The organism is Azospirillum sp. UFLA03-27 (assembly GCF_059803775.1).
In genome coordinates, this window is the sequence record NZ_JAUQTX010000016.1 from 1 (window position 1) to 14079 (window position 14079).

At 68.1% G+C, this 14079-nt stretch carries 13 protein-coding genes; 9 read left to right on the forward strand and 4 right to left on the reverse strand.

What is annotated here, in order from left to right; all coding sequences use genetic code 11:
- A partial coding sequence (locus tag Q4I23_RS04200; RefSeq protein WP_498525400.1) for a DUF1194 domain-containing protein occupies window positions 1–703 on the forward strand: 703 nt, incomplete at its 5' end.
- A gap of 79 nt (window positions 704–782) precedes the next feature.
- Window positions 783–1607 (forward strand): universal stress protein, encoded by an 825-nt coding sequence (locus Q4I23_RS04205; protein ID WP_454018363.1) that lies wholly within the window; start codon window positions 783–785, stop codon window positions 1605–1607.
- 59 nt (window positions 1608–1666) lie between these two features.
- On the opposite strand, the gene Q4I23_RS04210 is transcribed toward Q4I23_RS04205, so the two are convergent.
- The 4 genes from Q4I23_RS04210 to Q4I23_RS04225 form a co-directional block, all read right to left on the reverse strand.
- Complete coding sequence (locus tag Q4I23_RS04210) at window positions 1667–3139, reverse strand: sodium:proton antiporter (protein WP_498525401.1); 1473 nt, start codon at window positions 3137–3139, stop codon at window positions 1667–1669.
- Window positions 3140–3253: 114 nt separating this feature from the next.
- On the reverse strand, window positions 3254–3634 hold the full coding sequence (locus Q4I23_RS04215; protein ID WP_498525402.1) for a DUF1850 domain-containing protein: 381 nt from the start codon (window positions 3632–3634) through the stop codon (window positions 3254–3256).
- A complete protein-coding gene (locus Q4I23_RS04220) occupies window positions 3631–5727 on the reverse strand; it encodes a TRAP transporter permease (RefSeq protein ID WP_454018360.1) in 2097 nt (698 codons plus the stop codon). The genes Q4I23_RS04215 and Q4I23_RS04220 overlap by 4 nt, the downstream gene beginning before the upstream one ends.
- A 31-nt stretch (window positions 5728–5758) precedes the next feature.
- Window positions 5759–6697: a TAXI family TRAP transporter solute-binding subunit gene (locus Q4I23_RS04225; RefSeq protein WP_498525403.1), complete on the reverse strand. Its 939-nt coding sequence runs from the start codon at window positions 6695–6697 to the stop codon at window positions 5759–5761.
- A 319-nt stretch (window positions 6698–7016) separates the two neighbouring features.
- On the opposite strand from Q4I23_RS04225, the gene Q4I23_RS04230 reads away from it, so the two are divergent.
- From Q4I23_RS04230 to Q4I23_RS04260, 7 genes are all read left to right on the forward strand, one after another.
- Entirely contained in the window at window positions 7017–7514 is a 498-nt protein-coding gene (locus tag Q4I23_RS04230; RefSeq protein ID WP_035673773.1) for a (2Fe-2S)-binding protein, read from the forward strand.
- A gap of 36 nt (window positions 7515–7550) precedes the next feature.
- Window positions 7551–9941, forward strand: a complete 2391-nt coding sequence (locus Q4I23_RS04235) for a xanthine dehydrogenase family protein molybdopterin-binding subunit (protein WP_498525404.1) — start codon at window positions 7551–7553, stop codon at window positions 9939–9941.
- Between the two features lie 15 nt (window positions 9942–9956).
- Window positions 9957–10751: an FAD binding domain-containing protein gene (locus tag Q4I23_RS04240; protein WP_498525405.1), complete on the forward strand. Its 795-nt coding sequence runs from the start codon at window positions 9957–9959 to the stop codon at window positions 10749–10751.
- 172 nt (window positions 10752–10923) lie between these two features.
- Window positions 10924–11847: an AAA family ATPase gene (locus tag Q4I23_RS04245; RefSeq protein WP_498525406.1), complete on the forward strand. Its 924-nt coding sequence runs from the start codon at window positions 10924–10926 to the stop codon at window positions 11845–11847.
- Between the two features lie 6 nt (window positions 11848–11853).
- Complete coding sequence (locus Q4I23_RS04250) at window positions 11854–13053, forward strand: vWA domain-containing protein (protein ID WP_498525407.1); 1200 nt, start codon at window positions 11854–11856, stop codon at window positions 13051–13053.
- Window positions 13050–13364 carry an XdhC family protein gene (locus Q4I23_RS04255; RefSeq protein WP_035673760.1) on the forward strand — a complete coding sequence of 105 codons (315 nt, stop codon included), beginning with the start codon at window positions 13050–13052 and terminating at the stop codon, window positions 13362–13364. The genes Q4I23_RS04250 and Q4I23_RS04255 overlap by 4 nt, the downstream gene beginning before the upstream one ends.
- Window positions 13361–14077 carry an XdhC family protein gene (locus tag Q4I23_RS04260; RefSeq protein WP_498525408.1) on the forward strand — a complete coding sequence of 239 codons (717 nt, stop codon included), beginning with the start codon at window positions 13361–13363 and terminating at the stop codon, window positions 14075–14077. The genes Q4I23_RS04255 and Q4I23_RS04260 overlap by 4 nt, the downstream gene beginning before the upstream one ends.
- Window positions 14078–14079: the final 2 nt, after the last annotated feature.

Genomic DNA, 14079 nt, shown 5'->3' on the forward strand with positions numbered 1-14079 from the left:
GGCGGGTGTGCCGGTCCTGGCCGATACGCCGGTCGATCTGGAACTGGTGCTGGCCGTGGACGTGTCCGGCAGCGTGGATGCGGAGGAAGGCCGCCTCCAGCGCGAGGGCTACGTCGCCGCCCTCACCGACCCGAAGATACAAGCGGCAATCCGTGGCGGTCCCTTCGGACGCATCGCCGTCACCTACGTCGAATGGGCCGGAGACAGCTTCCAGCGCATCACCGTGCCCTGGACCTTGCTGAGCGACCACGGCAGCGTCGAGGCCTTCGCCTCCTCCATCGCCGAATCGCCCACGCTGAGTGCGCAGTGGACCTCGATCAGCGCGGCCATCGACTTCAGTGCCCGCCTGTTCAACGACAACGGATTCGAAGGGACACGGCGGGTCATCGACGTGTCGGGCGACGGGGTCAACAACCGCGGCCGTCCCGTGCAATGGGCGCGCGACGAGGCGGTCGCCGCCGGGATCACCATCAATGGCCTGCCGATCCTGAACGACCGGCCCAATCCCTGGGGTGGGGCGGCGCCGACGAACCTCGACAGCTATTACGAGGAGCATGTGATCGGCGGACCCGGCGCTTTCCTGGTGCCCGCGGTCAGCTTCGAAGCCTTCGCCGACGCCATCCTGAGCAAGCTGCTTCTGGAAATCTCCGGCCTCACTCCCGACCACGGCGCGGGCGGGCGCACCGGCCTCGCCAGCCGTTAGCTGGATCGTTGCCAGATTGGCTCAACAAACATTACCTATGGAGGGCCGGTCATCCGGTTCGAAACCTGCGAGCGAAACCATGCCGATCAAGACGATCCTGCTGCACATGTCGAACGACGACCGCCACACACAGCGGCTTGAGGTCGCGGTCGGACTCGCAAAGCGCTTCTCCGCCTTTGTCGAGGTGCTGTTCGTGGCCACGCCGGTGTCGATGCCGCCAGCGGTGACCGGACGCGCCGCCTCCTACGCCTACATCGCCGAGGCCACGGCCATCGCCCACGAGAAGGCCGGACAGATCGAACAGGAGGTCCGGTCGGCGCTGAAGGACTGCTCTTATTCCTGGACGGTCGACGAAGGGGAACATGTGGAGTTGCTGGCCGCCCGCGCCGCCTATGCCGACCTCGCCATCGTGAGCCAGAGCCACGGCGACGACCTCGGTGATCGGGTGATGCTCCAGGTGCCGGACCGCCTTCCGCTGACCAGCTCCTGCCCGACCCTGGTGCTCCCCTTCAACTTCCCGCCCCGGACGGAGATCGGCCGCCATGTGGTGGTGGCCTGGAAGAACACGCGGGAAGCCGGGCGCGCCGTGCGCAACGCCCTGCCCTTCCTCACGGCTGCGGAACGGGTCACGGTGGTTACCATCGACCCGCCGGGCCATGCGTTGGACAGCGGCCGCGACCTTATGATCTGGCTGGAGCGCCACGGTGTTCGCAGCCAGCACCAAGCCAGCATTTTCCAGGGCGGCGATGTCGGGGAGATCATTCTGGACAGTCATCGCAGCCTGGGCGGCGATCTGCTGGTGATGGGGGCCTACGGCCACTCCCGTCTGCGCGAGATGGTGCTGGGCGGAGCGACGCGCACGGTGCTGTCGAACCTAACCACCCCGGTCCTGATGTCCCATTGAGGGCGTACAAGGGCGGCAGGCGGCACTTCGCCGCCGCCCGCCGGCCTTTTGTGGGGGACCTAGACGAAGAACACCCAGGTCACCAGAACGAACAGCGGCACCAGGATGCCGAAGGACCACAGCATGTAGCCGAAGAAGCTCGGCATCGCCACGCCGCGCTCCTCCGCGATGGCCTTGACCATGAAGTTCGGCGCGTTGCCGATGTAGGTATTGGCGCCCATGAAGACGGCACCCGCCGAAATGGCCGCCAGGGTCACGGCTAGGTCGGTCATCAGCACCTGCGCGTCGCCGCCCGCGGTGTTGAAGAAGATCAGGTAGGTCGGTGCGTTGTCGAGGAAGCTCGACAGGATGCCCGCCGCCCAGAAGTAGGCCGCCGGCACCGGCTGGCCGTCCTGATTCACCGCCGCGATGATGGCGCCCAGCGCGCCATCGGTGCCGGCCCGCAGGATGGCGATGGCCGGGATGATGGTCAGGAAGATCGCCGCGAACAGCTTCGCCACCTCCAGGATCGGCCCCCAGGTGAAGGCGTTCAGGCGGCGGCTGCGCGCGCTGGTCAGCACCAGCGACACACCGGTGATGCCGAGAAGCAGCAGGTTGCTGACGATCGTCTCCAGCGGCACCTGGATGTGATAAATCTCCACCCCCACCCCCGGATGCCAGACGCCGCTCAGCAGCACAGCGCCGACAATGGCGACGAGCAGGAGCAGGTTGACCGCCCCCTCGATGCGCACCGGCTCCCGCTCATGCACGCCCTCGATCAGCGGATGCTTACCGGGGTCCTTGGTGTGCAGGTAGAGGTCGACCAGGAAGTAGATCGCCAGCAGGCAACCGGCTACCAGCATCATCGGCCAGAACAGGTGGACGGTCGGCCAGAAGAAGCCGACCCCCTTCAGGAAACCGAGGAACAGCGGGGGATCGCCCAGCGGCGTCAGGGAGCCGCCGACGTTCGACACCAGGAAGATGAAGAAGACGACGGTGTGCACCTTGTGCCGCCGGTGCTCGTTGGCGCGGATCAGCGGCCGGATCAGCAGCATCGAGGCGCCGGTCGTTCCCATGAGGCTCGCCAGCAGCGTGCCCAGCCCCAGCCCCAGCGTGTTCGCCAGCGGCGTTCCCACCAGCGTTCCGCAGATCCGCACGCCGCCCGCCACCGTGAACAAGGCGGTCAGCAGCACGATGAAGGGAATGTATTCGAGGAGCAGGGTGTGCAGCAGCTCGTAGGTAGCGAGGCTGGCCCCGAAGGTCAACGCGAAGGGCAGCAGGAAGGCGATGGCCCAACCGGCGGCGACCTTGCCGAAATGATGGTGCCAGAACGACGGCGCCAGCAGCGGCATCAGGGCGATGGACAGCAGAATCCCGACGAAGGGAATTACCCAGAAGACATTCAGGTCGCGCCCGTCGAGATGTGGTGTGCCCGTTGCCTCCGCCGCCAGGGCCAGCCCCGGCAGTCCGGCGGCGGCGAGGCCCGCCAGGGCGGCCAAAGGGACGGTCAGGGAACCGGTGGGGCGATGTCGGGTCGGTCGGGCGTCGGTCATAACACGCATTCATCTGTAATATCAGTTACTGAAGTATGCGTCTCCGAAAGGGCTAAGCCAAGCCGGAACGCCCCTTCGGAATTTCCTTATCGGCCGTGCGTGAATAACGTGTCTCTAGCCGCAGGGCTTGAGTTCGAGGGGACTCGGGACCGGCCCGCCGATCCAGCCGTGAAGCGGACGGCACGCTCCGCCCGCGCACAGTGTGTGGTCCGGTGTGAAGGAGGAAGCGGCCAGGACCACCCGTTCCAACGGCGGCACCGCCGGCACCCAGACCCACCAGCCAGCGGCCAAGCGGGCGCCCGCGGGCGGCTCCATCCCGGCGCCGCCCCCCTTCACACGGGCTTCGGTCAGGACGAGACGCCCGTCCGCGATGCGCCACTCCTCCCGCCATTCGGTCTTCTCCACCGAATGGGTCCAGGACAGGGTGAAGGCGGAACCCGGCAGGGCGGCCAGAACCGTCCCGCCGAGCGCCGACAGGCATAACGCTGCACTCATGCCGGGGCGCTGCTCCGTCCCACGCGGCGCAGGCGATGGCGCTGCCACAGCAGGAAGGCCGCCGTCATGACGAATCCGGTCTCGTCGGTCACCGGAAGCGCCACGACGAACAGGAAGGCCGCCGCCGCCGCGAACACCCGCTCCACCAGGTTGAGAGGCGTCCAGAAGAAGCCGATGGTCGCCGCTCCCCACAGCCCGATGGCGATCAGCGCCTTGATCAGGACGTAGGCGACGGCCAGCGGATCGGTGGTCTGGAGCATCAGCGCGGGGGAATAGACCGCCATGAAGGGCACGACATAGCCGGCCATGGCGATCCGCGTGGCGATCCAGCCGACCTGCATGTGTCCTGCCCGGCAGATCGACGAGGCCGCCAGCGCCGCAAGCGCCACCGGCGGCGTCAGGTCGGCCATGATGCCGAAGTAGAAGACGAACATGTGCGACACGATCAGCGGCACGCCCATCTGCAGCAGGGCCGGCGCCGCGATGGCCGCCGTGACGATGTAGTTGGCCGTCGTCGGCAGTCCGGTGCCCAGCAGGATACAGGCCAGCATGGTGAGGATCAGCGCGACCAGCAGGTTGCCGCCGGAAAGCTGAACAATCGTCCCGGCGAAGCTCGAGGCCAGACCGGTCAGCGTCAGCATCCCGATCAGCACACCCACCAGCGCGCAGGCCACCCCCACGCCAACGGCGTTCTTGGCGCCGTCCGCGAGGCTGTTCACCAGCATGGCCAGCGTCTCCCGCCCGCCCCTTACGATCAGGCAGGGGATGACCAGAAGCCCGACGATGGCGAAGGCCAGATGCTCCGTCCGCCAGCCCATTCTCCACAGCGCCGCCGCGACGAGACCCAGAACCACCCAGAAGGCGACGCGCAGCGCCATCGGCCCGATGGAGCCGACGATTGTCGTGCCGAGGATCAGCGCGATGGTCGACGCGATGCCGATCACCCCCGCGAACAGCGGCGTGAAGCCGGAGAACAGAAGATAGACCAGCGCCGCCAGCGGCAGGATCAGGTACCAGCCCTCGACCAGCGCGCGGGACACGCTGGGGCACTGGTCCTTCGGCAAACCGACGAGGTTGCGCTTGCCAGCCTCCAGATGGACCATCCAGAAGGCGCTGCCGAAATAGAGAATGGCCGGGATCGCCGCGGCGATGGCGATGTCGCTGAAGGGAACGCCGATGGTCTCGGCCATGATGAAGGCGGCCGCCCCCATGACCGGCGGCATGAGCTGCCCGCCCATGCTGGCCGTGGCCTCGACCGCCCCGGCGAAGGCCGGGCGGTAGCCGAAGCGCATCATCAGGGGGATGGTGAACTGGCCGGTGGTCAGCACGTTCGCCACGCCCGAGCCGTTGATCGTCCCCATGAAGCCGGAGGAGACGACCGCCACCTTCGCCGGCCCGCCCTTGGAGGAGCCGACGAGGCCCAGCGACACGTCGTTGAACAGTTTGATCATGCCGGCGCGCTCCAGGAAGGCGCCGAACAGGATGAACAGGAAGATGAAGGTCGCCGAGACGAAGGTCGGCGTGCCGTAGATGCCCTCGGTCGACAGGTACAGATTGTCGATGACCTGATCGATGTCGTAGCCGCGGTGGGCCAGCCCGAAGGGCAGATGCCGTCCGAACAGAGCGTAGGGGATGAAGACGCCGCAGATGATCGGCAGCGCCCATCCCATGATGCGCCGGGCGGCCTCGAACACCAGGGCGACGGTGACGGCCCCGACGACGAGATCCGTGATGCTCGGATCGCCCGCCCGCTGGATCAGGTCGACCTCGAACACGTAATGGTAGAGACCCAGCGCGAAGGCACCGATGCCGAGCAGCCAGTCGTACCAGGGCACGCTGCGCCGCTCCGCGTCCTGCCGGAAGCCGAACAGCGTGAAGGTCATCAGCAGCAGGAAGCCGACATGGACCGAGCGGACGACCATGCTGGACAGCGGGTTGAACGCCGCCGTCCAGATCTGGAACACCGAGAAGGCCACCGCGATGGCGAAGACGGCCTTGCCCGCCACGCCTTCGAAGGCCACCACCGTGGAGGGGTTCTCACGGTCGATGGCCTGGCGGATCTTGTTGTCCGCGTCTTGGGAGGATGCGCTCATCGCACGGGATTCCCGGGGCGACGGGGCGCGCTTACATCAGACCCTTTTCCTTGTAGAACTTCTCGGCGCCCGGATGCAGCGGCACCGGCGACTGGATGGTGGTCGCGTCCAACTTGATCTGCTTGGCGGCGGCGTGGGCCGCGGCCATCGCGTCGAGATTCTCAAACATCGCCTTGGTCATTGCATAGACCGCGTCGTCCGACACGCCGGCGTGGGTGACCAGCAGGTTGCGCACCGCCGCGGTCGGCACCGGCTCGCTCTGGCCGCTGTAGCTGTTGGCCGGGATGGTTTCAGCGATGTAGGCCGGGTCGCCAACCTTCTGGATCACGTCGGCCGGGATCGACACGATGGTGATGTCCTGTGAGGTCGCCAGATCCTTGATCGCCGCCACGCCGAGGCCCGCGGAGATCAACGTCGCGTCGAGCTGCCGGTTCTTGATCAGGTCCACCGATTCGGCGAAGGGCAGATACTCGGTCTTGGAGAAGTCCTTGTAGCCCAGCCCGGCGGCGGCGAAGATCGCGCGGGCGTTCAGCTCGGTGCCCGACTTCGGCGCGCCGACCGACACCCGCTTGCCCTTCAGGTCGGCCAGCGTCTTCACGCCGGAATCCTTGCTCGCCACGATCTGGATGTAGTTGGGATAGATGGCGGCGACGGTGCGCAGCTTGGTCAGCTTGGTCTTGAAACCGGCTTCCTCGTCACCCTTCCAGGCGCCGCTCAGCGAATCGCCGAGCGAGAAGGCGATCTCGCCGCGCTCCGATTGGAGGAGGTTCAGGTTTTCCACCGAGGCCTTGGTCGCCTGGACCGTGACCTTGGCCCCCGGGATGGCCTTGCCGTAGATGCCCGACAGCGCGACGCCCAGCGGGTAATAGACGCCACTGGTGCCGCCGGTCAGGACGGTGACGAACTGCTCGGCCTGGGCCGGCAGCGCGGTGAGCATGCAGACGCCGACCGCGGCCAGGAAACGCTTCATTCAACTTCCCTCCCAAAAAGGCTGTCCGTCTCGGATCGTTCGTAAGACGCTTTGGTTTGCGCCGGATTGTTGGGTATCCTAACTTGCGGGCGGTGGGTCCGCCAGTCCGTAGGATCCGAAAGAAACGCGGCGGTTCGGCACACGCACTCTCCCTTCGGAGGAGGCCGAACGGCGTCTTGACCGGATAGGACGACGCCCCCCTATCCTTGTTCCGGTTGGTCCTGCACCACACTTTATCCCGCAGATCTGGAAGAGCCGTCGAACGAAGCGTCGCGAAGGTCGGGGCAACAGAACGTCACCAACAATGGGAGGACAGCGGATGCCGTGTACCGTTTCCATGACCGTCAACGGAAAGGCGGTCTCGCGCGAGGTGGAGGAGCGGACCTTGCTGGTCACCTTCCTCCGTGACCAGCTCGGCCTGACCGGCACCCATGTCGGCTGCGACACCAGCCAGTGCGGCGCCTGCGTCGTCCACATCGACGGGCGGTCGGTGAAGTCCTGCACCATGCTGGCCGCCCAGGCCGACGGCGCCGCGGTCACCACCATCGAGGGTCTGGCGGCGGCCGACGGCACGCTGCACCCGATGCAGGCGGCTTTCCGCGAGCATCACGGCCTGCAATGCGGCTTCTGCACGCCGGGCATGGTGATGAGCGCCGTCGATCTGGTGACGGCCAACCCCTCCCCCAGCGAGCATGAGGTCCGCGAAGGGCTGGAGGGCAATATCTGTCGCTGCACCGGCTACCACAACATCGTCAAGGCGGTAATGGCGGGGGCGGAGGCGATGCAGGGCGGCACGATGAAGGCCGCCGCCGAATAAAGGTCGGAAAAAGGCTCTCATGGGAGGAACACGAAGATGGCGAACCCCAACGGCATCGGCGCTTCCGTGCGCCGGCGCGAGGACGCGCGCTTCCTGACCGGGCGCGGCACCTACACCGACGACATCCACCGACCCGGCCAGACCCACGCGGTCTTCGTCCGGTCCCCCTACGCCCACGCCCGCATCACCGGCATCGACGCGGCCGAGGCCTTGCAGGCCCCTGGGGTGATCGCCGTGCTGACCGGCGCCGACATGGAGGCCGACAAGGTCGGCAGCCTGCCCTGCGGCTGGCAGATCCATTCCAAGGACGGTTCCCCGATGAAGGAGCCGCCGCACTTCCCCATCGCCCGCGACCGTGCGCGCTACGTCGGCGACGCCGTCGCCGTGGTGATCGCCGAGACGCGCGAGCAGGCGAAAGACGCCGCCGAGCTGGTGATGGTCGATTACGAGGAGCTGCCGGCGGCCGTGACTTCGCGGAAGGCGCTGGAAGGCGGCGCGCCGTTGGTCCATGACGACGTCGGCGGCAACCTCTGCTTTGACTGGCATCTGGGCGACGCGGCGGCGGTGGACGCGGCCTTCGCGCAGGCGGCCCATGTCGCCAAGCTCGATCTGGTCAATCAGCGGCTCATCCCCAACGCCATGGAGCCGCGGGCGGCGCTCGGCGAGTATGACCGGGCGACCGGCGAGCACACGCTGACCACCACCAGCCAGAATCCGCACGTCATCCGCCTGCTGATGGGCGCCTTCGTGCTGGGCATTCCGGAGCACAAGCTGCGCGTCGTCGCCCCCGACGTCGGCGGTGGCTTCGGCTCCAAGATCTTCCATTACGGGGAGGAGGCCGTCGTCACCTGGGCGGCGAAGAAGGTCGGGCGCCCTGTCAAGTGGACCGCCGAGCGCTCCGAGAGCTTCCTGACCGACGCCCACGGCCGCGACCATGTCAGCCACGCCGAACTGGCGATGGACAAGGACGGCAATTTCCTGGCGCTGCGCGTCGCGACCATCGCCAACATGGGCGCCTACCTGTCCACCTTCGCACCGTCGATCCCGACCTACCTCTACGCCACGCTGCTGGCCGGCCAGTACAAGACCCCGGCGATCTACGCCGAGGTCAAGGCGGTCTTCACCAACACCGTGCCCGTGGACGCCTACCGCGGCGCCGGGCGGCCGGAGGCCTGCTACCTGATTGAACGGCTGGTCGAGGTCGCCGCCGCCGAGACGGGCATCGACAAGGCGGAGTTGCGCCGCCGCAACTTCGTGCCGGCCAGCGCCATGCCCTACCAGACCCCGGTGGCGCTCCAGTACGACACCGGCGACTTCGCCAAGAATCTGGACATCGCCCTGCCCTTGGTCGACTATGACGGCTTCCCGGCGCGCAAGGCCGAGTCCGCCCGGCGCGGCAAGCTGCGTGGCATCGGCTTCGCCACCTACATCGAGGCCTGCGGCATCGCCCCCAGCAACATCGCCGGCGCGCTCGGCGCGCGGGCCGGACTGTACGAATCGGCGGAGGTGCGCTTCCACCCGACCGGCTCGGTGACGGTCTTCACCGGCTCCCACAGCCATGGGCAGGGGCACGAGACGACCTTCGCGCAGCTCGTCTCCGAACGCTTCGGCGTGCCGATCGAGAACGTGGAGATCGTCCACGGTGACACCAGCAAGATCCCCTTCGGCATGGGCACCTACGGCTCCCGCTCGCTGGCGGTCGGCGGGTCGGCCATCGTCAAGGCGATGGACAAGGTGGAACGCAAGGCCAAGAAGATTGCCGCCCATATGCTGGAAGCCGCCGAGGCCGACATCGAGGTGAAGGACGGGCGCTTCGTCGTGGCAGGCACCGACAAGGCCCTGACCATCGGCGACATCGCCCTGCAGGCCTACGTCCCGCACAACTTCCCGCTCGACGAGCTGGAGCCCGGGCTGGACGAGCAGGCCTTCTACGACCCGAAGAACTTCACCTACCCCAACGGCTGCCACGTCTGCGAGGTGGAGATCGACCCCGACACCGGCGTGGTCCAGGTGGCGAGCTTCGCCGCCGTGGACGACTTCGGGCGGGTCATCAACCCGCTGATCGTCGAGGGGCAGGTCCATGGCGGGCTGGTCCAGGGCATCGGGCAGGCGCTCTACGAGAACTGCGTCTACGACGAGGAGTCGGGGCAGCTCATCACCGGGTCCTACATGGACTATTGCATGCCGCGGGCGGACGACGTGCCGTCCTTCACGGTGCGCTACCACGAGGACCAGCCCTGCACGCACAACCCGCTGGGCGTGAAGGGCTGCGGCGAGGCCGGGACCATCGGCGCGTCGGCCGCCGTGATGAACGCGGTGGTGCACGCCCTGTCCGAGTACGGCGTCACCCATCTCGACATGCCGGCGACCCCCGAGCGGGTCTGGCAGGCGATCCGGCGCCACACCCCCGCCCAGGCGGCCGAGTAAGAGGGAGGAGACATCATGTACGCCTTCACCTATCACCGCCCCAAGAGCGTCGCCGACGCCGTCGCCCTGCTCGGCCAGTTCGAGGACCCGAAACTGCTGGGCGGCGGGCAGACGCTCCTGCCGACGCTCAAGCAGCGTCTGGCCCGGCCGAGCGACCTGATCGACCTCGGCCAGATCCCGGAGCTTCAGGGCATCCGGGAGGAGGCCGGCGGCCTGACCGTCGGCGCCTTCACCCGCCACGCCCAGGTCGCCCATTCCGAGACGGTGCAGCGGGTTATCCCGGCTCTGGCCAGCCTCGCCGAGGGCATCGGCGACCGGCAGGTGCGCAATATGGGCACGCTCGGCGGTTCGATCTGCAACGCCGATCCCTCCGCCGACTACCCCGCCGCGGTCGGCGCGCTGAAGGCCACGGTGCGGACCGACCGGCGGGAAATCGCCGGCGACGACTTCTTCACCGGCATGTTCGAGACGGCGCTGGAACCCGGTGAGATCGTCACCGCCGTGCATTTCCAGAAGCCGGACAAGGCCGCCTACGCCAAGTTCCGCAACCCGGCCAGCCGCTACGCCATCGTCGGCGTGTTCGTGGCCGTGTTCGGGAACGAGGTGCGGGTGGCGGTGACCGGCGCCGGCCCGTCGGTCTTCCGGGCGGACGACATGGAGGCGGCGCTGGCCCAGGACTTCCGCGCCGACGCCCTGAACGGCGCGTCGGTGTCGGCGGACGGGCTGAACGCCGACATCCACGCCAGCGCCGACTACCGCGCCCATCTGGTGCGGGTGATGGCGAAGCGCGCGGTCGAGGCGTGCGGGTAAAAGTCCCATCACTTTGAAAGTCCCCTCTCCCCTCCGGGGAGAGGGTTAGGGTGAGGGGGGTGCGCTTTTGCCGGACGTACCGGAAAAGCACATCCCCCTCACCGGCCCTCCGGGCCACCCTCTCCCCGGAGGGGAGAGGGGTCACATCACCCAGCAAGGCATCCCGCCAACCATGCCCAACACCCTCCCCGCCTCCGTCGATGACACGCTGGACCTGCTGCGGCGGGGGAACTACGTCGCCGACCGCTCGCTGGCAACGGCGCTGTACCTCGCTCTGAAGCTACGGCGTCCGCTGTTCCTCGAAGGAGAGGCCGGGGTCGGCAAGACCGAGATCGCCAAGGTGCTGTCCGCCACGCTGGGGCGGCGCCTGCTGCGGCTGCAATGCTACGAGGGGCTGGACGTCGCCGCGGCGGTCTACGAGTGGAACTACGCCCGGCAGATGATGGAGATCCGGCTGGCCGAGGCATCGGGCGACCGCGACCGGGACACGCTCGGCGCCGATATCTTCTCCGAACGCTTCCTCATCAAGCGCCCGCTGCTCCAGGCGCTGGAACCCGACTTGGCCGGTCCTCCCGTCCTGCTGATCGACGAGCTGGACCGTACCGACGAGCCGTTCGAGGCCTATCTCCTCGAAATCCTCTCCGACTTCCAGGTCTCGATCCCGGAGTTCGGCACGGTCACGGCGCCGGAGCCGCCCATCGTCATCCTGACCTCCAACCGCACCCGCGAGATTCACGACGCGCTGAAGCGGCGCTGCTTCTACCACTGGGTCGATTACCCCAACGCCGAGCGCGAGCGCGCCATCCTGGCGGTGAAGGCACCAAACGCCGACGCCCGGCTGGCCGCCCAGGTCGTCGGTGTCGTGCAGAGCCTGCGCGGCATGGATCTCTACAAGGCGCCGGGCGTGGCCGAGACTCTGGACTGGGCGCAGGCGCTGGTGGAGTTGAACCAGCTGGAGTTGGAGCCCTCGGTCATCAACGACACGCTGGGCACGCTGCTGAAGTATCAGGATGACATCGCCCGCATCCAGGGCAGCGAAGCCGCGCGCATCCTGGCCCAGGTCAAGACCGAACTCGCCGCCAGCACGGCGCGGTGAGCGGCCATGCAGGGCGGCCTCGCCATCAACCTGATGCATTTCGCCCGGGCGCTGCGGGCGGCGGGGCTGCCGGTCGGGCCGGGCAAGCTGCTCCAGGCGGTCGAGGCGGTGGAGGCGGTGGGGATCGCCAACCGGGCAGATTTCTATTGGGCGCTGTACGCCGTCTTCGTGAACCGGCGCGACCAGCGGGAGGTCTTCGACCAAGCATTCCACGTCTTCTGGCGCAACCCGGACATCCTAAAGCGGATGATGGGGATGATGCTGCCGACCATCCGCACGGAGTCGCCGGACACTCAGGACCCGCTGTCCCGCCGCGTCGCCGACGCGCTGCGAGGCACCGTGCCGGAGGCCGAGGGGCCCGAGAAGTCGGAGATCGAGGTGGACGCCGCCTTCACCGTTTCGGCCCAGGAACGGTTGCAGGAGAAGGATTTCGAGAAAATGTCGGCGGCGGAGATGGCCGAGGCCAAGCGGATGCTCGCCCGCATCGCCCTGCCGGTGGCCGAGGTGACGACCCGTCGCCACCGCCCCGACCCGCGGGGGCCGCGCGTGGACCCGCGGGCGACGCTGCGGCGGATGCTGCGCTCCGGCGGGGACTTGGCCGATCTGGCGCGGCGCAGCCGCCGCACGCGCCCACCACCTCTGGTGGTGCTGTGCGACATCTCCGGCTCCATGACGCGCTATTCGCGGATGCTGCTGCATTTCATGCACGCGCTCAGCAACGACCGCGACCGCGTGCACAGCTTCGTCTTCGGCACCCGCCTGACCAACATCACCCGCCATCTGCGGCACAAGGACGTGGACGTGGCGCTGGACGCCGTGTCGGCGGCGGTGGCGGACTGGTCAGGCGGGACGCGCATCGGGACGGCGCTGCACGCCTTCAACCGGACCTGGGCGCGGCGGGTCCTCGGCCAGGGGGCGGTGGTTCTGCTCATCACCGATGGGCTGGACCGGGATGCCGGCGAGGGGCTTGCGGCGGAGGCGGAACGCCTGCACAAGAGCTGCCGCCGTCTGGTCTGGCTGAACCCGCTCTTGCGGTGGGAGGGGTTCGCACCAAAATCCAGCGGTATCCGGGCCCTGTTGCCGCATGTGGACGACTTCCGCCCGGTGCACAACCTGAACAGTCTGGCCGGGCTCGCCGACGCATTGAACCGCGACGGGCCGCGACGGGCCGAAAGCCTGCGCAAGTGGCTGAAGGAGGCCGCATGAAGGACGATATTCTGGAGCAGGCCGCAGGCTGGCGCGCGGAGGGTCGAAAAGTGGCCCTGGCGACGGTGGTCGCCACCTGGGGGTCCTCCCCCCGCCCGGTGGGCAGCCAAATGGCGGTGGACGACGCCGGTTCGATGATCGGCTCCGTCTCCGGCGGCTGCATCGAGGGGGCCGTGGTGCACGAGGCGCGCAAGACCATGGAGGATGGCGAGCCCCGGATGATCTCGTTCGGGGTCAGCAACGAAATGGCCTGGGAGGTCGGGCTGGCCTGCGGCGGCCGGGTGCAGGTCTATGTCGAGGCCGTGGAATGAAGCGCGACATCACCGAACGGCTGCTGGCCGCCCGCAAGGCCGGGCGTCCCGTGGCCCTGGTCACCGACCTCGGCACCGGTCTGCAGACTCTCGTCTACGAGGACGCCGTCCACGGCGGCTTCGGGCTGGAGGACGACCTTTTGGAGGAGGTGCGGGAGCGGCTGCGCCAGGATCGTTCCGGCCTCGTCAGCGATTTGGAGGAGGAGGAGGACGGCGTCCAACTGTTCGTCCAGACCCACAACCCGCCGCTGCGCCTGCTGGTGGTCGGCGCTGTGCACATCGCCCAGGCGCTGGCCCCCCTCGCCGCGCTGACCGGCTACGCCGTCACGGTGATCGACCCGCGCGGCTCCTTCGCCACGGAATCGCGCTTCCCCGGCGTTTCCCTGCACGACGCCTGGCCGGACGAGGCGCTGTCCGCTCTGGCGATCGACAACCGCACCGCCGTGGTGACCCTGACCCACGACTCAAAGCTGGACGACCCGGCGCTGCTGGTGGCGCTGCGCTCCCCGGCCTTCTACGTCGGGTCCCTCGGCAGCAAGCGCACCCACGCCAAGCGGCTGGAACGGCTGAAGGAACGGGGCATGACCGACGCGGAGCTGGCGCGCATCCATGCCCCGGTCGGGCTGGACATCGGCGCCGTGACCCCGGCGGAGATCGCCCTATCGGTCATGGCCCAGATCACCGCCGTACGGCGCAAGGCCGGCGCGGCCTGACA